The 17,703-nt window shown below is 35.1% G+C and carries 18 protein-coding genes; 7 read left to right on the forward strand and 11 right to left on the reverse strand.

What is annotated here, in order from left to right:
* Positions 1 to 12: 12 nt before the first annotated feature.
* Positions 13 to 1,110, reverse strand: coding sequence for a peptide chain release factor 2 (gene prfB / locus PHI38_RS05330; RefSeq protein ID WP_299853602.1), 1,098 nt, complete (start codon positions 1,108 to 1,110; stop codon positions 13 to 15).
* Between the two features lie 52 nt (positions 1,111 to 1,162).
* Between prfB and panC the strand changes: the two genes are divergently transcribed.
* Positions 1,163 to 1,984 (forward strand): pantoate--beta-alanine ligase, encoded by an 822-nt coding sequence (panC, locus tag PHI38_RS05335; protein WP_299853603.1) that lies wholly within the window; start codon positions 1,163 to 1,165, stop codon positions 1,982 to 1,984.
* Here the strand turns inward: panC and PHI38_RS05340 are convergent.
* From PHI38_RS05340 to flgB, 4 genes are read right to left on the reverse strand one after another with little or no spacing between them, the layout of a single operon-like run.
* Complete coding sequence (locus PHI38_RS05340; RefSeq protein WP_299853604.1) at positions 1,931 to 3,718, reverse strand: penicillin-binding protein 2; 1,788 nt, start codon at positions 3,716 to 3,718, stop codon at positions 1,931 to 1,933. The genes panC and PHI38_RS05340 overlap by 54 nt on opposite strands.
* A 32-nt stretch (positions 3,719 to 3,750) precedes the next feature.
* A complete protein-coding gene (fliE, locus tag PHI38_RS05345) occupies positions 3,751 to 4,050 on the reverse strand; it encodes a flagellar hook-basal body complex protein FliE (RefSeq protein WP_299853605.1) in 300 nt (99 codons plus the stop codon).
* A gap of 15 nt (positions 4,051 to 4,065) precedes the next feature.
* Positions 4,066 to 4,560: a flagellar basal body rod protein FlgC gene (flgC, locus tag PHI38_RS05350; protein ID WP_299853606.1), complete on the reverse strand. Its 495-nt coding sequence runs from the start codon at positions 4,558 to 4,560 to the stop codon at positions 4,066 to 4,068.
* A 10-nt stretch (positions 4,561 to 4,570) separates the two neighbouring features.
* Positions 4,571 to 5,002 (reverse strand): flagellar basal body rod protein FlgB, encoded by a 432-nt coding sequence (gene flgB, locus PHI38_RS05355; protein ID WP_299853607.1) that lies wholly within the window; start codon positions 5,000 to 5,002, stop codon positions 4,571 to 4,573.
* A 154-nt stretch (positions 5,003 to 5,156) separates the two neighbouring features.
* Between flgB and PHI38_RS05360 the strand changes: the two genes are divergently transcribed.
* The 3 genes from PHI38_RS05360 to PHI38_RS05370 all read left to right on the forward strand — a co-directional run bounded on the left by PHI38_RS05360 (position 5,157) and on the right by PHI38_RS05370 (position 8,020).
* Positions 5,157 to 5,579, forward strand: coding sequence for a type II secretion system protein (locus PHI38_RS05360; protein WP_299853608.1), 423 nt, complete (start codon positions 5,157 to 5,159; stop codon positions 5,577 to 5,579).
* A gap of 120 nt (positions 5,580 to 5,699) precedes the next feature.
* On the forward strand, positions 5,700 to 6,143 hold the full coding sequence (locus PHI38_RS05365) for a type II secretion system protein (RefSeq protein WP_299853609.1): 444 nt from the start codon (positions 5,700 to 5,702) through the stop codon (positions 6,141 to 6,143).
* Between the two features lie 32 nt (positions 6,144 to 6,175).
* On the forward strand, positions 6,176 to 8,020 hold the full coding sequence (locus tag PHI38_RS05370; RefSeq protein WP_299853610.1) for a primosomal protein N': 1,845 nt from the start codon (positions 6,176 to 6,178) through the stop codon (positions 8,018 to 8,020).
* Here PHI38_RS05370 and PHI38_RS05375 read toward each other — a convergent pair.
* Together PHI38_RS05375 and PHI38_RS05380 are read right to left on the reverse strand one after the other, a co-directional pair.
* Positions 8,004 to 8,573, reverse strand: a complete 570-nt coding sequence (locus tag PHI38_RS05375) for an NUDIX domain-containing protein (protein ID WP_299853611.1) — start codon at positions 8,571 to 8,573, stop codon at positions 8,004 to 8,006. The genes PHI38_RS05370 and PHI38_RS05375 overlap by 17 nt on opposite strands.
* Positions 8,542 to 9,750 carry a peptidoglycan DD-metalloendopeptidase family protein gene (locus PHI38_RS05380; protein WP_299853612.1) on the reverse strand — a complete coding sequence of 403 codons (1,209 nt, stop codon included), beginning with the start codon at positions 9,748 to 9,750 and terminating at the stop codon, positions 8,542 to 8,544. Before PHI38_RS05380 ends, PHI38_RS05375 begins: the two co-directional genes overlap by 32 nt.
* A 113-nt stretch (positions 9,751 to 9,863) precedes the next feature.
* Between PHI38_RS05380 and PHI38_RS05385 the strand changes: the two genes are divergently transcribed.
* The 3 genes from PHI38_RS05385 to PHI38_RS05395 are packed head-to-tail and all read left to right on the forward strand — an operon-like array spanning position 9,864 to position 12,890.
* Positions 9,864 to 10,661, forward strand: a complete 798-nt coding sequence (locus PHI38_RS05385; protein WP_299853613.1) for a plasminogen-binding N-terminal domain-containing protein — start codon at positions 9,864 to 9,866, stop codon at positions 10,659 to 10,661.
* 3 nt (positions 10,662 to 10,664) lie between these two features.
* Positions 10,665 to 12,050 carry an FAD-linked oxidase C-terminal domain-containing protein gene (locus PHI38_RS05390; RefSeq protein ID WP_299853614.1) on the forward strand — a complete coding sequence of 462 codons (1,386 nt, stop codon included), beginning with the start codon at positions 10,665 to 10,667 and terminating at the stop codon, positions 12,048 to 12,050.
* A 6-nt stretch (positions 12,051 to 12,056) separates the two neighbouring features.
* Entirely contained in the window at positions 12,057 to 12,890 is an 834-nt protein-coding gene (locus PHI38_RS05395) for a YihY family inner membrane protein (protein WP_299853615.1), read from the forward strand.
* On the opposite strand, the gene PHI38_RS05400 is transcribed toward PHI38_RS05395, so the two are convergent.
* From PHI38_RS05400 to PHI38_RS05415, 4 genes are all read right to left on the reverse strand, one after another.
* On the reverse strand, positions 12,837 to 14,099 hold the full coding sequence (locus PHI38_RS05400) for a ComEC/Rec2 family competence protein (RefSeq protein WP_299853616.1): 1,263 nt from the start codon (positions 14,097 to 14,099) through the stop codon (positions 12,837 to 12,839). The two genes, PHI38_RS05395 and PHI38_RS05400, sit on opposite strands and share 54 nt — an antisense overlap.
* Before the next feature lie 4 nt (positions 14,100 to 14,103).
* Positions 14,104 to 15,555, reverse strand: coding sequence for a replicative DNA helicase (locus PHI38_RS05405; RefSeq protein ID WP_299853617.1), 1,452 nt, complete (start codon positions 15,553 to 15,555; stop codon positions 14,104 to 14,106).
* Complete coding sequence (gene ispG / locus PHI38_RS05410) at positions 15,555 to 16,613, reverse strand: flavodoxin-dependent (E)-4-hydroxy-3-methylbut-2-enyl-diphosphate synthase (protein ID WP_299853618.1); 1,059 nt, start codon at positions 16,611 to 16,613, stop codon at positions 15,555 to 15,557. Before ispG ends, PHI38_RS05405 begins: the two co-directional genes overlap by 1 nt.
* A 75-nt stretch (positions 16,614 to 16,688) precedes the next feature.
* A partial coding sequence (locus PHI38_RS05415) for a TonB-dependent receptor (RefSeq protein ID WP_299853619.1) occupies positions 16,689 to 17,703 on the reverse strand: 1,015 nt, incomplete at its 5' end.

The raw sequence follows: 17,703 nt of genomic DNA on the forward strand, positions 1-17,703 counted from the left end.
TTATTTCAAAACCTAAGAACGATTCTGAGATATAAGTACGTCCTCAATTATTTTATCAATATCTCCATCAAGTATAGTACTTACATTTGAGTATGCTATATTGCTTCTAGTGTCTTTTATCTGCTGATATGGTTGCATAACATAAGAGCGGATTTGATGGCCCCAGCCTATTTCACTTTTTGAGATGCCATCTTCTATGGCTTTTTGAGTCTCTAATTCAAGCTCGTAAAGTCTTGATTTTAGCATTTTCATAGCGGTTGCTCTATTTTTGTGTTGGCTTCTATCATTTTGACACTGTACGACAACACCAGTAGCTATATGAGTAATACGAATAGCAGATTCTGTTTTGTTTACATGCTGTCCACCAGCACCGCTTGAACGGTAGGTATCAACGCGAATGTCTCTATCTTCTATCTCGATATGAATATCATCATCAACTTCAGGAGAAACCATTACAGAGCTAAAAGAAGTATGTCTTTTTGCATTAGAGTCAAATGGAGAGATACGAACAAGTCTGTGGATACCATTTTCTACTTTTAGATACCCATAAGCATTCTCACCAGATATAAGTAAAGAGACATCCTTTATACCCGCTTCATCACCTGCTTGGTAATCAAGCAGTTCAACACTCCAGCCGCGTCTCTCAGCAAATCTTTTATACATTCTAAGAAGCATAGAAGCCCAATCTTGACTCTCAGTTCCACCAGCGCCTGGATGAATTGATAAAATTGCATTGTTTGCATCAGTCTCCTCGCTAAGGAGAACTTCAATCTCCATTTTACGAATAAGGTCTTCTATGAGTTCAGCACCTTCAAAACATTCAGCTATCAAATCATCATCATTTTCATCTTTTGCCATCTCATAAAGCTCTTTTGCATCATCAATAGCATTTTTTGCAAGATTATATTTTTTTAGTTTTCTCTCACACTGAGTTTTTTCTTTTTGAATTAAAGCAGCATTTGATGCATCATTCCAAAAGTCTTGAGAGTTTTCAAGCTCATCTATCTCTACTAGTCTTTTATTTAATTTATCAGGCTCCACAACGCTTGTAATGTTGCTCATTTTTTTTGAAAGATTTTTTAAAAGTTCTGTATATTCGTAGTTATCCATAAAATTTGTCCAATAGTGTATAATTCGCAATTATATTAAATTGAGGCTTAAAATGAAGATTATCTCTACTCCCCTAGAGCTAAAAGAGCAACTTAAAGATGAGAAACGCTCTATCGGCTTTGTCCCAACAATGGGTGCTTTGCATGAGGGTCATATCGCTCTTATAAAAAAAGCAAAAGAGCAAAATGAGTTTGTCGTTGTCTCTATCTTTTTAAACCCTACACAATTTTTAAAAGGTGAAGATTTAGATAAATATCCTAAAAAAGATGAAGCAGATAAAAAAATATGTAAGCTTTGTGGAGTTGATCTACTTTTCTTTCCTCAAGCTAATGATATTTATGGCTCTGATGAGGTTTCGTTACTTGCTCCAAAGGTTAGAGGGTATGTTTTAGAAGGAGAGAGTAGACCGAGCCATTTTAATGGAGTACTGACTGTTGTTATGAAACTTCTAAACATAGTTAGCCCAAAGAGAGCGTACTTTGGAAAAAAAGATGCTCAGCAGTTAAATCTAATCTCTTTAATGGTAAAACAACTTTTTATGAATGTAGAAATTGTTGCAGTGGATACTGTTAGAGAAAAAGATGGGCTAGCCCTTAGTAGTAGAAACGTGTACTTAAGTGCATCTCAAAGGCAAGAGGCTTTAAAAATACCTACATCTTTAAGAAGTGCTACAGCTATGGTTATGAAAGGCTTACTTGATTCAGAGCTTATAATAGCAAATATGAGAGAGATTTTATATCCATTAGATATTTCATATGTGGCTATTGTAAACCGTGAGTTTACTCAGGTTGATAAAGTAGAGATAGGAAATAGTATTATCTTAGTTGAGGCCAGCGTCGGGGACACTAGGTTGCTCGATAATATTTGGCTTTAAGTAGCTCTCCTCAACTAAGATTTCAATAATTTTTTTAAAGACCGGAACAGCAGTTTGCGCTGCAAACTGGCTTTTCTTCGGTTTTATAACAATGGCTCCAATTGTGTATCTGCTTTTTTCATCATTTGCAAAGCCAACAAAAGCAGTATTGTACTCGTTTACATATTTCCCCTCTTCAACTATATGCGCAGTTCCGGTTTTTCCACCAACCTCAAGCCCCTGTATTTTAGTTTTTGTTCCAGTTCCCTCATTTACAGTTTTGATAAGTATATCTTTCATTCTTTGGGCTGTTGTAGGTTTAATAACTTGAATCTGCTCTTCATTTGGAATAAGGATTTCTCTTTTATAGTTATCTATAAATGAGTTGACTATTTGAGGTGTTACCATTCTTCCATTATTGTTAAAGACACTATAAGCACGGATAAGCTGCATAAGATTTACACGTATTCCATATCCATATGAACATGTTGCTTTGTATATTTCACTGTTTAACTGCATAACATTTGGAATTGAACCAACTCTCTCATAAATTAAATCTGGGGTAGATACTTTAGAGAAGCCAAAATCTATGAGACCTTGATTAAAATCTCCACCAGAGAGCTTTTGGGCAAGTTGGGCGATACCAACGTTTGAAGAGAAAACTATAACATTTTCTGCGCTTAAGAAATCAAATCTATGCTCATCAGTTATAGTTTTATTTCCAATCGTATATCGTCCGTTATGCCCATTTATCATATCATAAGGATTAACGAGTCCTTTATCTAAAAGGAGTGCGAAGGCAATTGTTTTGATAACACTGCCTGGCTCAAAACTATATTCAATCATAGAGCTGTTTAGATATGGATAATCACTTGTTTTTATCTCTCTTGGAAGAAATCTGTTTGAGCTTGCCATTGTAAGAATTTTTCCATTGCTAGAGTCCATAACGGCCACCATAATCTCTTTTGCTCGAAGATCTTCTTGCATGGCATCTAACATCTTTTCAACGCGTATTTGCAAAGAGACAGGTATATTTAGTTTTATATCAAGTCCATTGATCTCTTGTTTTGTAAAACTGCTCTTATTTAGAAGAATATAACTGTTGACGTCTCTTGGGCCTTGGCTTAGTTCATCTTGTTTCGCCTGTAGCTCATTTTCAAATTTTTTTTCTAAACCTTTAACGCCCTTAACGTAAGTATATCCATCCTCTTCTACTTTATGTGGATATCCAATGATTGGAGTCAGTAGCTTGTTGTATGCATACTCTCTGCTCTCTCCACTCTCAATAATGCTGAGTCCATGGAGAGACGTTTTTCCAGTAACTGGGTTTTTTCTCTCAATAAAAACTTTCAATCGTCTTAGTTCATATGCGAGTTGTTTGAGGTATTGTGCTTGCTTTTGAGGTATGTTGTAACTAAGAACAACAACGCCTTTTTGACGCAATTTTTTCTCAATCTCTTTTGATGGTATCTCTGAATATATACTAAAAAGTTTTACAAAGAGATCCGCCTTTTTTGAATCAATATAGTAAGTATTTACGATAGCTTTATAGAGTTTTACTGTTGTTGCTATATGAAAGCCATCAGCACTAATGATAGAGCCACGAGTTGCTTTTGATGTGTTTTTTGTATAAAGAGAGGGTAGGTCGCGAGGTTTTAGTGTATTTATAAGCATTACAGCTAAAAAGAGCAAAAAACCTCCAACAAGAAGAGTGTAGAGGATAAATATTTTTTTACTTTTATTTTGGCTTTTCATACTTTTTTATTATCTTACTTTTTTAAAAAGTATTATAGCTGAGTCCTACCTAATTCTTTATATGCATTTAGTGCTTTGTTTCTTATCTCTAGCATTAGTTTCATGCTTGTCTCAGCTTTATTAATAGCAAGGGCCGCTTGATGAAGGTCTTTTACTTGCCCAGTAGCCAAGTCTCCAATAGCTGCTTCGCTATTTTGTTGAAGTTCATTTACCTCATTTATAGCAGATTTTAAGTGATTTGCGAAGTCTTCACCGCCAGCACTTTCAACCTGACTTTTTTGTTTTAATAGTTCGGCAGACGATATGCCCGAAATTCCATCTATTGGACTCATAATTTTCCTCTAATTTTATTGTAACAATGAAATAGCACTGTTTGCTATATTTTTTGAACTCTCAAAAGCGGCCACATTTGCCTGATAACTTCTAGTTGCTTCGACTAAATCGGCCATTTCTATAACTGGATTAATATTTGGATATGCAACATATCCATTTGCGTCAGCATCTGGGTGTGCAGGGTCATATTTTTTTTGAGGCTCTTTGTCATCTCTTGAAATCTTATCAACAACTACGCTCATTATAGCAGGATTAACTTTCTTGCCAAAATCTCCTTCATTTAGAGGATCTTCATATTTTGCACTCTCTGTCATAGAGTTTAATGCTTTGTTGAACTCTTGATTAAAGTCTATCGCTTTAAACACAACCTCTTTTCTTCTGTAAGGTCCACCCTCATCAGTTCTTGTAGTTTGTGCATTTGCAATATTTTGAGAGATGGTATTTACACGAACTCTTTGTGCAGAGAGTCCATAACCACTGATATCAAAACTATTTAAAAAATTACTCATCTTTTAATCCTTAACTTATTTTTGAAGAGGAATCAATAACACCTTTAAATATTCCTGAATCTTTTTTCATTGCATTAACAAGAGCGTTAAACATGATAGAGTTTTTGCTCATCTCAGTTGTTTCAACATCCAAATCAACACTGTTTCCATCGTTTCTAGCCATATGTCCATCTCTAAAGAATGTTTTAGCTTTTGTGTTATCTGGTTCATTTTTTAACGCTATATGCGCAGAATCTGTTTGTGCCAAAGAGAGTTTTGGAGATGATTGGCCAAGTATTTTAGCTTTTTGCTCTGCTAAAGTATCTTCAAAACGAATATCTCTTGGTCTATAATATGGAGTATCAGCATTTGCAATGTTTGAAGAAATCATATCTTGTCTGATAGCTCTATAATCAAGCGCTTTTGCAGCTAGTGCATGTGTTGCAGAAACTTCGATGCTCATATTTGCTCTCCTTGCTTTTTGTCATTAACAAATATAAGCAAGAAAAGTACCAATTTAAATATTTTAACATTAAGCAACAATTAATCTTAGATACTACATAATGCTTTTCAAGGTTATTTGTGTAACCCTATTTTTATTTATATAAGGAGTTCTTATGAAAAGAGCTGGTTTTACTATGATCGAATTGATCTTTGTTATCGTTATTTTAGGTATTTTGGCTGCAGTTGCACTACCAAGATTTATTGGTGTTTCTGAGCAAGCTCAAGCTGGTAAATGTCAAGCATTTGTTGGTACTTTAAATCGTACTGTTCTTCCTGCTATGTGGTCAGATATGGTTTTAAATAATGAGACTGTTGATGTTGCATTTACAGGTCCAAGACTTGCTGCTCAAATTGAAGTTCCTGTTGAGTGTCGTGATAATCTTACGGATGACGCAGCTACGGGAGCGGCTAGTTATGCAGCAGCAGTAGCGTCTGGCGCGCTATTTAATGTTGTTATTGGTAACAGTAATTTTGATGTTAATGGAAGTTTACCAACTATGACTGAAGCTCCTATTCTTTCATGGACAAAAAAGTAGAGTAATCTTTCTCTTTGTTCCCAAGCTCCTGCTTGGGAATGCATATACGCATACAAGATACAAAAGTAGCAATTTTTAACTTATCATTGGATAGATTAAAAACAGTTATTTAGGTTTGTCATGAAAAACTCTCACGCTTTCACTATCATTGAACTTCTTTTTGTTGTCATCGTTCTTGGCATATTGGCGAGTATTGCTCTGCCTAAGTTTGCAAGTACAAAAGAGATGGCAGATTTAGCAAAAGGTCGTGCGGATGTGGCAACGATTCGTGCGGCTATTGTAAATGAGAGATCAGAGCAAGTTATAAAAGGCACACACACATATATACCAAAACTCTCCACTGACGCTGCAGCAACAACCTTATTTACAGGTGATGGAGCGGGTAGAAATCTACTTACTTATGGTATGAAAGCTGGAACATCCTCAGGTGAGTGGGCTATAGTAAATGATACTACATATACATTTACAGTTGGTACAACAACAACAACTTTCACATATACTCCTGTAACTGGAAGATTTAGCTGTGTGGCTGGTACTGGTAATTGTAACGCTTTAGTTGATTAACCAACTAAATTTTGACAGGTATTTTTAAAGAATTGCATTACTACAATATAGCCCTTATAAATTCTCCACTAGAACCTTTTACTTATGAATTTTTTAAATCTTTAGAGATTGGTAGAAAAGTAAAAATCAAAGTTAAAAATAGGGATATTTTTGGTGTTGTAATTTCTACTTGTCAAAAGCCAGACTTTAAAACAAATGAAATTTTAGAGTTTTTTGACTCCTATTATTCTCAAAAACAGCTCCAACTTGCACTCTTTATCTCAAGCTACTATTTTTGCTCTGCCGGTGAAGCTCTTGGGCTTATGTTGCCTTACATAGATAAAGAAGATACCGACAGTTTTATAGAGGAGAGTATAAATAAAGAGATAGAGCTCTCATCAAAACAGCAAGAAGCACTAGGTTTTCTAAAAAAGCATAAAGTCTCACTCCTTTTTGGAGATACTGGTAGTGGAAAAACAGAGATTTATATGCGTTATTTTCAAGAGATGATTGATATTGGTAAGCGTTCCATCTTTTTAATGCCAGAGATTTCGCTTACTCCTCAAATGGATAAACGTTTAAAAGTACATTTTGGCAATAGCATTGTTATGTGGCACTCAAAACTAACTCCACTGCAAAAGAGAAAAGCACTAAAATCTATATACGATGGAGAGGCTAAAATCATCGCCGGTCCTCGCTCAGCTCTTTTTTTACCAATAAAAGATTTGGGCTTAATCGTAGTTGATGAAGAGCATGATGATAGTTATAAGTCTTCTTCTCGCCCTAGATATAATGCAAGAGATATGGCCATCTATATGGGTAAGCTTCATGGAGTTAATGTTGTCTTAGGTAGTGCGACGCCAAGTCTTGGGAGTTATCTGAAATTTCCAAACTTTCGGCTTCGTGGAGGGTACTTTAACTCTAAAAAAGAGTTTATATATGAAAGAGCAGCTGAGAGTTTATCTCCTCTTGTTCTTGATAGTTTACAAATGAGCTTAGAGAAAAAAGAGCAAGCAATTCTTTTTCTTCCAACAAGAGCAAATTTTAAGTATCTGATTTGCCAAGATTGTGGACATACGCATAAGTGTGTTTTTTGTAGTGTTGGAATGAGTGTGCATCAAAAAACACGCTCACTTAGATGCCACTACTGTAACTTTGCTCAAAGCATTCCAAACATCTGCTCTGAATGTAAAGGTAGTAATCTTACAAGCTCAAGACTTGGAACTGCAGAGGCTACCAGTGAGCTACAAAAGAAGTTTAGCAACTACAAAATAGAACAGTTTGATAGAGATGTTATTACAACTTCAAAAAAGCTCTCTAACGTGCTTAAGAGTTTTAATGATAAAGAGATAGATATTTTGGTCGGCACACAGATGATAAGTAAAGGGCATGACTATCATGGAGTAACATTAGCAGTTGTTCTAGGACTTGATAATTTACTCAACCAAAGTGACTACAGGGCAAGAGAAAAAGCGCTCTCAACACTTATACAAGTAGCTGGACGAAGTGGTAGAAAAGAGAGTGCAAAAGTTTTAGTGCAGAGTTTTAATGAAGATTTTTTTAGAGCATATACTGATAACTATGAAGGTTTTTTAGAAGATGAAAAGGGCTTTAGAGCTGAGCTTTATCCGCCATATAAAAAGTTATGCCGTATTTTATTTTCTCATAAGAATGGTATAAAAGCACAAGATGCAATGAATGAGATGCAAGAGAGATTGCGTAGTCATAAAAATATAGAGATAGTAGGTTATGGAAAATGTGCAATTGAGAGAGTTGCAGATAAATATAGATTTGAGATACTTCTACGCTCAGATAAAAGTACTCATTTAATTAAAGCAGTTTTAGTATGTAGAACCTCTCTTGCAGAAATAGATATGGATCCTATCGAGTTTGGTTGATGTTATCAAAAAACCAATAGAAGGCTAACATAACACCAGTTGTTTTTTGGTAGCGTTCATTAAACATAAACTCTTTTGCGTCTTTAGTAGGAATATAAACAACTTCTATATCCTCCTCTTCTAAGCCACCACCTTCATCTATTTTCATAGACTCATCACACTCGGCGTAGTAGAGCGTTTGATGAGTTCCTGAAATACCAACATTTGTATAAAAAGAGCTTATCTTACGTAAACTCTTGAGGGTAATATCGTAACCACACTCTTCTAAAACTTCCTCTTTTGCTATCTGCTCAAGTGAAGTTGGCTTATCTACAATACCAGCACAAAGTTCATACATCATTCCATCACTCTGGTTTTTATTTAAAACTGTTGCACGAAGTTGTTTTACAAGAATAAAAGCATCTTTTTTTCTGTGCCAAAGTAGCACTGCAACACTATCATGTGTTACAACTGCTTCCCATTTTCTTATCACTCCCATATAGGTGTAGCTGATTAAAACTGGTTTTATAAACTTTGGGTTATCAAGAGTTTGAATTGAGTTTATTTTGTACACAATCTCCTCCATTAAAAAAGTAACAAACATTATCTGGCATAGATATTCTTATATATTTTGTCTCATTTGTAATGTGTAGATTTATACTCTCATCATAGTTTGATTTTAGTTTTAAAAATGCGTTTTTCTCTTTTGCAGATATTTTCTTGGTAGCTACTTGAACAACGCGAAGAGGATCAATTGCTTCTCCATCTTTATATAGTCCAAAGTGAAGGTGTGGTCCAGTTGAGAGTCCTGTACTTCCTATATATCCTATAACTTGGCCTTTTTTAACAAGGGAGCCTTTTTTAATCCCTTTTCTAAAAGAGTTTTGGTGCGCATAAAGAGTGATATAACCATCACTATGCTGTACTTTTGTAAGATTTCCATAACCACGAGTTGTACCTAAAAAGATAACTCTTCCATCTCCAGCAGCTTGTATAGGAGAACCTCGTCCAGCCGCAAAATCAACACCTAGGTGTGCACGATATTTTTTTAAGATTGGATGAAATCTTCTTTTTGTAAAGGTAGAAGATATTCTTGCATTGTTTACAGGTTTTGCTAAAAGAAAGCCTTGAACCTGACTTCCTTCTTGATTATAATAACGCTCATCATTGTTTAGGTATATATAATTTCTTTTGCCATTCATCTCTATCATTGAAGCTTTAAGAGTAGGCATTGAAAATGGTTTTCCAAGGCGATATTTTTGCTCATAAATCATAGCAAGAGTGTCGCCTTTTTTGAGGTCTCTCTTGAAATTAAGAGAATTTTGAAAACCTGATACAAATATCTTTGCAAGTTTTTTTGAACCAGTCTCTCTTAAGATATCTAAGTATGGAGAGTTCTCGATTTTGATAATAAACGCTTCTGTTTTTGTCTCACTTATGATTGGGATTGTTTCAAAAAAGTATTCATTATTAAATTTATAGATATGAATCTGTAACTCATCATTTAATGGAATAAATGCTTGGGCAATAGTTTCATCTTTATCTCTTGTTATCTGGAAGTTAACACCTGTTAGTATCTCTTCACTTAGCTGTCTTTCATCTTCATCTAAGTTATAGTAAAGAGTCTTAAGAGGGAGATTGTTTTTTTCTAAAAAAGAGAGATATGTTTCACCATTGCTCCAACGAAAAGTTTCAACACGGGCGCCAAAGAGAGATGTTACTAAAAATAAAAAAATAAAAAATCGTATCATATGTAAAACCAAACCATAAATTTTGAAAATAATTCCAAAACTTTAACAAATTTTGCCTTAGTGTGAGGTTTGTTTGATATAATCGCATCATATTATTTATAAAGTGGAAAAAAATGAAGCATATATTTTTAGTTTTTATAGCTGTTTTACAGCTCTTTGGTGCCACAGTAAAATCACCAATTATTGGGATTAATGAGGACCTATCAGAGGTTAGTATCAAAGTTGATAATATTGACGTTGGAGTAAGCGGTTTTGTAGTTCATGAAATTGTAAAAGATAAAAGATCAATTTTAGCAAATGCTGTTGTGAAGAGTTTTGATCCAGCTTCTAAGATAGCTAAGATTAGTGTAAGCGAGTTTAACTCTTTAAGTAGTAGTGCTTTGCCAAATGGTAAATGGAGCATTAAGCTTGGAGATGAGGTTGTCTTGGCTTTTGGATATACAAGAGGAATTTTGATTGCTCCAAATGAAGAGATATATCATAGAATAACTAAAAACTCATCTCTTCAGTGGGTACATCCAGATCTTTTTGCAACTATGCTCTCATTTAATGGTCATCCAACTCCATTAAGAAGTGATTTTTTTCAGATGAGTATTGATAATTCTGTTGGTTTGGTATTTGTATTTTTACAAAACAAGGTTTATACGATAGATGCAAAGAGTTTTAAAATCTTAGCTATAACAGATGCTGTGCTTGAGCAAAAAGATGCAAAACTTCCTTTTTATACCAGAGTAGAAGAGATAAATGCTGCATGGTGGGGAGAAGGAAGTAATAAGCTTAAAGAGTATGAGCCACACTATTATGAGCTTATGATAAAAGCAAACAGTGATAACAAAGAACTTTATGATATTGTAAAAGCTGGTGGCAAAAAGCTGCAAGATTTACTTGAAGAATTCGAGATTAAAGGTTAAAAAATGATTGAAAGTAAACATTTAACTCACTTTAGTGAGATAGTAGGAAGTGAGAATATTTATAGCGACAAAGCACATCTTATAGCTTACTCGTATGATGCTACTAGAGAGCATTTTGAGCCTGACGCTGTTATATTTCCAAGAAATGAAGATGACATAAGTAAAATACTAAAGTACTGTAATGAGCACAAAATAGTAATAGTTCCTCGTGGAGCTGGAAGTGGTTTTACAGGGGGAGCGCTTCCTAGTAGTGGCGGGATTGTTCTTAGCTTTGAAAAACATATGAATAAAATTCTTGAAATTGATATGAAAAACATGGTAGCAATTGTTCAACCCGGTGTTATAAACATGGACTTGCAACGCGCTGTTGAAGAGTTAGGGCTTTTCTATCCGCCAGATCCAGCTAGCCAAGAGTACTCAAGTATCGGTGGAAATGTTAGTGAAAATGCTGGCGGAATGAGAGCGGCAAAGTATGGAATTACAAAAGATTATGTAATGGCTACTCGCGCTGTTTTACCAAACGGCGATATCATTAAAGCTGGAAAAAGAACTATAAAAGATGTTGCAGGTTATAACATCAGCGGAATCTTAATAGCAAGCGAGGGAACTTTGGCAGTTCTTAGCGAGATAACTCTAAGACTTATACCAAAACCAAAAATGACTAAAACTGCTATGGGAGTTTTTAAAACTGTAAATGATGCTATGAACGCAGTATATAAGACAATGGCAAGTGGTATCACTCCAGTTGCTATGGAGTTTTTAGATAACTTGACTATACGCTCAGTTGAGCAGATGTTTAAAAAGGGACTTCCAGTTGATGCTGGCGCACTTTTAGTTACAGATGTTGATGGAAACCTTGAAGATGATTTGGATTTTCAACTTGCTGAAATTAAAAGAGTGTTTGAAGAGAATGGTTGTTATGAATTTAAAATAGCAAAAGATAAAAAAGAGGCGGCTGATCTTTGGTTTGCAAGACGTAACGCTTCTCCATCTTTGAGTGTTTATGGAAGCAAAAAGTTAAATGAAGATGTAACAGTTCCGCGTTCAGCTCTTCCTGAACTTTTAGAGAGATTTTATGCAATTGCAGACAAGTACAATATCAAGATACCATGTTTTGGACACACCGGAGATGGTAACGTTCATACAAACGTTATGGTTGATGGCAAAGACCCAGAGCAAGTTAAAATTGCTTATCAAGCTATAGAAGAGGTGTTTCAAGCAACAATTGATTTGGGCGGAACACTTAGCGGTGAGCATGGTATAGGGCTTGCAAAAGCACCATATATGAGTATGGCGTTTACCCCTGAGGAGATGGCTCTGTTTAAGTCTATCAAGATGGCTTTTGATCCAAATAATATTTTAAATCCATCTAAAATGGGTCTAAGTTAATACAAAATGCAAGATATAAAAGGTAAAGCTATTACTCTCTATAAATATGTAAAGTTATTTATAACTTCATTTATAGATAAAGACCTTACCTTTTATGCTGCAAGTTTAAGCTTTTATACAATTTTTACTCTAATACCGCTTTTACTAATAATCCTTACTCTCTTTACTTCGATGCCAAATTTCTCAGATAATTATGAAAAACTTCAAGAGTTCATCTTCTCAAATATTATGCCGGTAAACTCTGAAGCTGTTATGACACATATCAATGGGTTTTTACAAAATTCAATTGAGATGAGCATGATTAGTTTTGTCGCAGTTATCATCTCATCACTTCTATTTTTTCAAAATTTTGAATACATTGCAAATAAGATTTTTAGAGTGAAAAAAAGAGGTATTTGGGAGAGCGTAACAACTTTTTGGACGCTTTTAACGTTAACGCCAATCGGGCTTGGAGCTTCATTTTATATCACTGGATATGTAGCAAACCTGATGGCTAATAATGAATATACACCAAGTATAAATATACTTCCATATATTCCTTATTTTATTATCTGGGCGCTCTTTTTTCTTATATTTCAAATCTCTGCAAATACAAAGATTCACACAAAAGCTTCACTTATAAGCTCATTTGCAACTGCTATTGTTTTTAGTATCGCAAAAAATGGTTTTATTTACTATGTTTTTTATAACAAATCATACGCAACCATGTATGGCTCATTTTCTATTGTTATGATTCTGTTTTTATGGATTTATGCTTCTTGGATTATATTTATCTATGGGCTTAAATTATGCTATATGATAAATAGCGTATACGAAAACCGCGCAAGCAAAGAGAACTAAAAACCACATAATTTTTTTGTAAAATATCGCTGTAAATGAGAGCAGAAGATAGAGTAAAAAAGTATAAACATCAAGCTCAACTTTATATCCATCTCGCCCTAAATCTAAAAGCCACAACAAAGAATCATCAAAAATAGCGCCATAACCAACTATATGAGCAAGTATGGAGAGTGGATAAAAGAGTGTAAAAAGTGTTGTCCAGATGATTGAGAGTGGATGATAGGGCGAGAAGTTCTCAAATATGGCTAGTGAGTATGGTAACATCAAAAGATAGACCCAAATCGGCAGAAGTAAAAACTGCCACACTTTACTAAGCGCTTTAAAGTAGATAAAAAAGAGAAATATATAAAAGACTCCAGCAGAAGATAGCCAAAAGCCAATAGAGAAAAATAGACGTGGAAAAAAAGCCAAAAGAAGCATAATGGTTAGAAAAAGAGTCTGCATCGAGATAATCTTTATACCTCTGTCATAAAGAAAAAAGCCAACAAGAAGCATGCCAAAGGCACGAATCAGTGATGGAGGTGTATCTAAAAAGAGTGTATAAGCAAGGAGTATAGAGGCTACTATAAAAAATGTATCACGCTTAGCATTTGTGTAAGGAAAAAATCTATCTTGAAAGAATGAATAGATTGGACGAATAAAAAAGTAAAGTAGTGCACTGAGTACTCCAAGATGAAAACCACTGATAGCTAAGAGGTGAGAGATTCCAAGGTTTGAGAATATACTCTGGGCCTCCCTCTCAAGTGGAGTCGCACTATAGAGTGCATGATAAATATTCGCAATTGATTTATCTTCATGTACGTTTGATATATACTCATTTAGCTCTTGTTTTAGGCTAGGATGCTCATAGATAGTTATTATTTTACTATTTGCATAGAAGCTTGAGAGATATTTTAAAAAAGTTAGCTCTTTTGGCCAGATAAGGACTTTTATCTTTTTATTTTTTATATCTTGTAGTGATTTTTTTGCAGTAGTATAAAAGGTTACTCCATCATCACTACGCAGTTTTAATACTTGATAGGTTCTGCTGTTTTTACTCTTGGTGTATTGCTTTAAAACAGTTACTTCTTGAGTTATGGAGTCAAAGCGGTTGAATTCGTAGTAGTTTTTATACTCTAGTAAAAGAGAAATAAGTAGGATAAAAAATGATAAAACAAGTGAGATGAAGATGTCTTGCTTTTTACTAAAGAGCGAGACTCTCTCTATCATCTACTTAGAGTGAAGGCATTGAGATAGTATCGTTTGAGATGCTTACATGTGCAGAGCGAGTATCTACATTTTCATAAACTGTCTCAATTGGTTTTGGATAATTATTTGAGTCAATAAATTTTGTAAGCTTTTTCTGGAATGTAAGTTTAACGTGTCCCGTTGGTCCATTTCTTTGCTTGCCTATAATAATTTCAGCTTCTTCTTCTTCACGCTCAACATAAGTTGAGACAAACTCTTGGCCTTTTGCCTTAGCTTCTTTTTCTCGCTCTTTTTCTTCTTTGTAGAGATAAACATCATCACGATAAACAAAAAGAATAATATCTGCATCTTGTTCAATCGAGCCAGATTCACGGATATCACTAAGCATCGGTCTTTTATCATTTCTTGACTCTAGTCCACGATTTAGCTGTGAGAGTGCTACTATTGGCATATTTAGCTCACGTGCAAGCATCTTAAGGCCTCGAGAGATCTCTGAGACTTGTAAGTGTCTATCTTGATTTCCTATACCGCTCATGATTTGAAGGTAGTCAATTACAGCTATCTCAATATCTGGATGTTGGTTTTTAAGTTTTCTTAGTTTTGAGCGGAGCTGATTTATGTTTATACTTCCATGATCATCAACATAAAGTTTTGCACTGTTCATCTTATCTATTGCACCATTGAGCGAGCTCCACTGATCATCACTCATATCTCCAACACGGAGCTTTTGAAGTGGTATAGAAGTTTGGATAGATAAAAGACGAAGCATAAGCTGTTCTGCTGGCATCTCAAGAGAGAAAAAAGCCACACCTTTACCATTTGTAATAAGGCTGTTAACAGTGTTTAAGATAAACGATGTTTTTCCCATAGCAGGACGTGCCGCTACTATAACAAGGTCACCTTTTCCAAATCCTGTTGTCATCTTGTTTAGTTCATGAAAACCAGTATCTACTCCGACTAAAATCTTATTTCCACGCTCTTTCATCTCTTTGATATATGTCATCGTGTCATATGTCATCTTTGGAGAGTCTTTAAAGTCGCTTGTTTGGTTGTTTTGAGTAATCTCATATAGCTTTTTCTCTACTATATCTATAACTTCTTGACTTGGAAGTTCCTCTTCTATGGTTACTCTTTTTATCTCGGTTGTAAGGGTTAGGAGATGGCGTTTTAGAGACTTATCTCTTATCTCATCAACATAAGCTTTTGTATTTGAGATTGGGTTTGCAGAGAGGATTCCAAGCATTACATTTTCATCAAATTTTTTGATTTTAATGAGCTCTTTTTTTATAAACTCTTCATCAATTGGTTGATCTTTTTGAAAAAGTAGAGTCATAACTCCAAAAATATCTTGATGAGAAGGTAGATAAAAATCATCTTTTTTAAGCTGCGTGCTCAAATCATCAAACTGACTTGGCTCAAAAACTAAAGAGCTGAGAATGCTTCTCTCAAAAGCTAGATTATATAGGTTGTCTTGCATTAAAACTCTTTCGCCATTTTTTCTACTTCTTCTACAAATCTATCTACAAGCTCATGCTCATCAAGATTTGCTACGACTTCGCCCTTTACCATTACAAGGCCTTTTCCTTTGCCATATGCAATAGCAACGTCAGCATGAGCAGCTTCTCCAATAGCATTTACAACGCATCCCATAACTGATACATTTAGAGGTGCTTTGATATGTGTTGTTCGTCTCTCTATCTCGCCAACTGCACTAACCAAATCAGCCTCAATACGCCCACAAGTAGGGCATGATATGATATTTAAACCATCTTTTGCGGCGCCACTATCTTTGAGTATTGCGCGAGCAACATTTATCTCCTCTTCAAGCTCTCCCGTGATAGATACTCTCATAGTATCACCGATTCCATCAAGAAGAAGTGTGCCAAGACCGATAGAGCTTTTAACTGTCGCATGAAAGAGTGTTCCAGCCTCTGTTACGCCTAGATGAAAAGGGTAGCTGTTTTTTGGGCGAAGCATTCTGTATGCATCAACTGTTCTTTGAACATCACTTGCTTTTAGTGAGATTTTAATATCGCTAAAGCCTAAGTCCTCTAAAAACTTGATGTTATATTCTGCTGAGGCTACCATACCTTCAGAAGTTTGTCCGTACTTATTTAAAAACTCTTTCTCAAGACTTCCAGCATTTACACCAATACGAATCGGGATGTTTCGTGCTTGGCATGCTTTTACTACCTCTTTAACTCGCTCTTTAGAGCCAATATTTCCCGGATTTATACGTATGCAGTCAACCACTTCAGCAGCAATGAGTGCAAGGCGGTGGTTAAAGTGAATATCTGCGATAAGAGGAAGAGAGATTTGCTCTTTGATGGATTTTAGTGCAAGAGCATCTTCCATCTCTGGAACAGCAACGCGAACTATGTCACATCCAGCAAAATGAAGTCTTTTTATCTGCTCTACAGTAGTAAATACATCTGAAGTTCTAGAAAAAGTCATCGACTGCACGCTTATAGGTGCATCACCACCAACTGCTACATTACCTACAAAAATTTGTTTAGTTTTTATTCTATTTATCATAAGGAGATTTTAGCTAGATTGGTATAAAAAAGTGCTTTGGTTATTTTGTGAGATTTGAAGCAAAAGCTTCAAATCTTAGAACTTAAATGTAAGGTTTGTGTAGAAGTATCTTCCAGGTTCATTTAGTAGCATTGTATTACTTGCGTTAAGAAGTACCAAATCAACATAAGAGTTACTTTGAATATAAGTCTTGTCAAACAAGTTGTTAACACCTACAGTTATATCTGTATGTTTATCAATAGCATGTTTTACTCTTGCGTTATAGATACTCCATCCGCTAAGCTCTTGCTCGCCATTGTCGCTATCAATTGTATCCCATCTATCAGAAGCTTGCATCTCGATAGTAGCTTTTGAGTCGCTCATATACTCATAATTAAGAGCAAGATTTCCTCTAAGAGGTGCGATGTCTGCTAAGTCTCTGTCTGTTTGAGTTGGGGTTGATTCTTTTTTGCCTCTTTTATATGAAGCGCTTGCGTCCATAGTTATAGCGTCAGTTATAAAGTAAGAGCCACTTAACTCTAAACCATAAACTGTGGCATCTATATTTTCAAAAGTATAAGTAGTTGCCCCTGTATGCTTTAGGTATATATAATCTTCTAACATAGAGTAAAATGTTTTTGCTTTAAACATAAAACTATCATAAGATGCTTCATATCCAAGGTCAATCTCTCTGTTTTTAGTCTGTTTTAGGTTCTGATTTCCAGTAATGTTATCAACAACAGGATAGAGTTCTCTAGCATCTGGAACACGAGCTGATGAGCCAACACCTAAAAATATACTGTTTTGATTATCAAGTGAATATGTAGCCATAATGTTTGCGCTAAGAGCTGTATAGTCATTCTCATTTTTTGAGATGTCATCTGGTTTGATATCAGTTGTATCAAATCTAGCACCACTCTCAAGCTTTAAATCACCAAAAGTTTTTTCTATCTTTGCAAAGATAGCTTTGTTGTCAGTTTGTGTATGTGTTAAGCTAACGCCCAAAGGAGTTACTACTCCAGTTATAGCATGTGTGCTATATTTTTCACCTTCCCATGTTCTTCTACTTCCATCAAGACCTAGTAAGAGTTTGTACTCATCTAAATCAAAA

The organism is Sulfurimonas sp., assembly GCF_028694895.1.
GTDB lineage: Bacteria > Campylobacterota > Campylobacteria > Campylobacterales > Sulfurimonadaceae > Sulfurimonas.

Bases quoted from the DNA above. Each gene is read 5' to 3' on its own strand.
- prfB (WP_299853602.1), bottom strand. From the start codon at position 1,110: ATGGATAACTACGAATATACAGAACTTTTAAAAAATCTTTCAAAAAAA.
- panC (WP_299853603.1), top strand. From the start codon at position 1,163: ATGAAGATTATCTCTACTCCCCTAGAGCTAAAAGAGCAACTTAAAGAT.
- PHI38_RS05340 (WP_299853604.1), bottom strand. From the start codon at position 3,718: ATGAAAAGCCAAAATAAAAGTAAAAAAATATTTATCCTCTACACTCTT.
- fliE (WP_299853605.1), bottom strand. From the start codon at position 4,050: ATGAGTCCAATAGATGGAATTTCGGGCATATCGTCTGCCGAACTATTA.
- flgC (WP_299853606.1), bottom strand. From the start codon at position 4,560: ATGAGTAATTTTTTAAATAGTTTTGATATCAGTGGTTATGGACTCTCT.
- flgB (WP_299853607.1), bottom strand. From the start codon at position 5,002: ATGAGCATCGAAGTTTCTGCAACACATGCACTAGCTGCAAAAGCGCTT.
- PHI38_RS05360 (WP_299853608.1), top strand. From the start codon at position 5,157: ATGAAAAGAGCTGGTTTTACTATGATCGAATTGATCTTTGTTATCGTT.
- PHI38_RS05365 (WP_299853609.1), top strand. From the start codon at position 5,700: ATGAAAAACTCTCACGCTTTCACTATCATTGAACTTCTTTTTGTTGTC.
- PHI38_RS05380 (WP_299853612.1), bottom strand. From the start codon at position 9,750: ATGATACGATTTTTTATTTTTTTATTTTTAGTAACATCTCTCTTTGGC.
- PHI38_RS05385 (WP_299853613.1), top strand. From the start codon at position 9,864: ATGAAGCATATATTTTTAGTTTTTATAGCTGTTTTACAGCTCTTTGGT.
- PHI38_RS05390 (WP_299853614.1), top strand. From the start codon at position 10,665: ATGATTGAAAGTAAACATTTAACTCACTTTAGTGAGATAGTAGGAAGT.
- PHI38_RS05395 (WP_299853615.1), top strand. From the start codon at position 12,057: ATGCAAGATATAAAAGGTAAAGCTATTACTCTCTATAAATATGTAAAG.
- PHI38_RS05400 (WP_299853616.1), bottom strand. From the start codon at position 14,099: ATGATAGAGAGAGTCTCGCTCTTTAGTAAAAAGCAAGACATCTTCATC.
- PHI38_RS05405 (WP_299853617.1), bottom strand. From the start codon at position 15,555: ATGCAAGACAACCTATATAATCTAGCTTTTGAGAGAAGCATTCTCAGC.
- ispG (WP_299853618.1), bottom strand. From the start codon at position 16,613: ATGATAAATAGAATAAAAACTAAACAAATTTTTGTAGGTAATGTAGCA.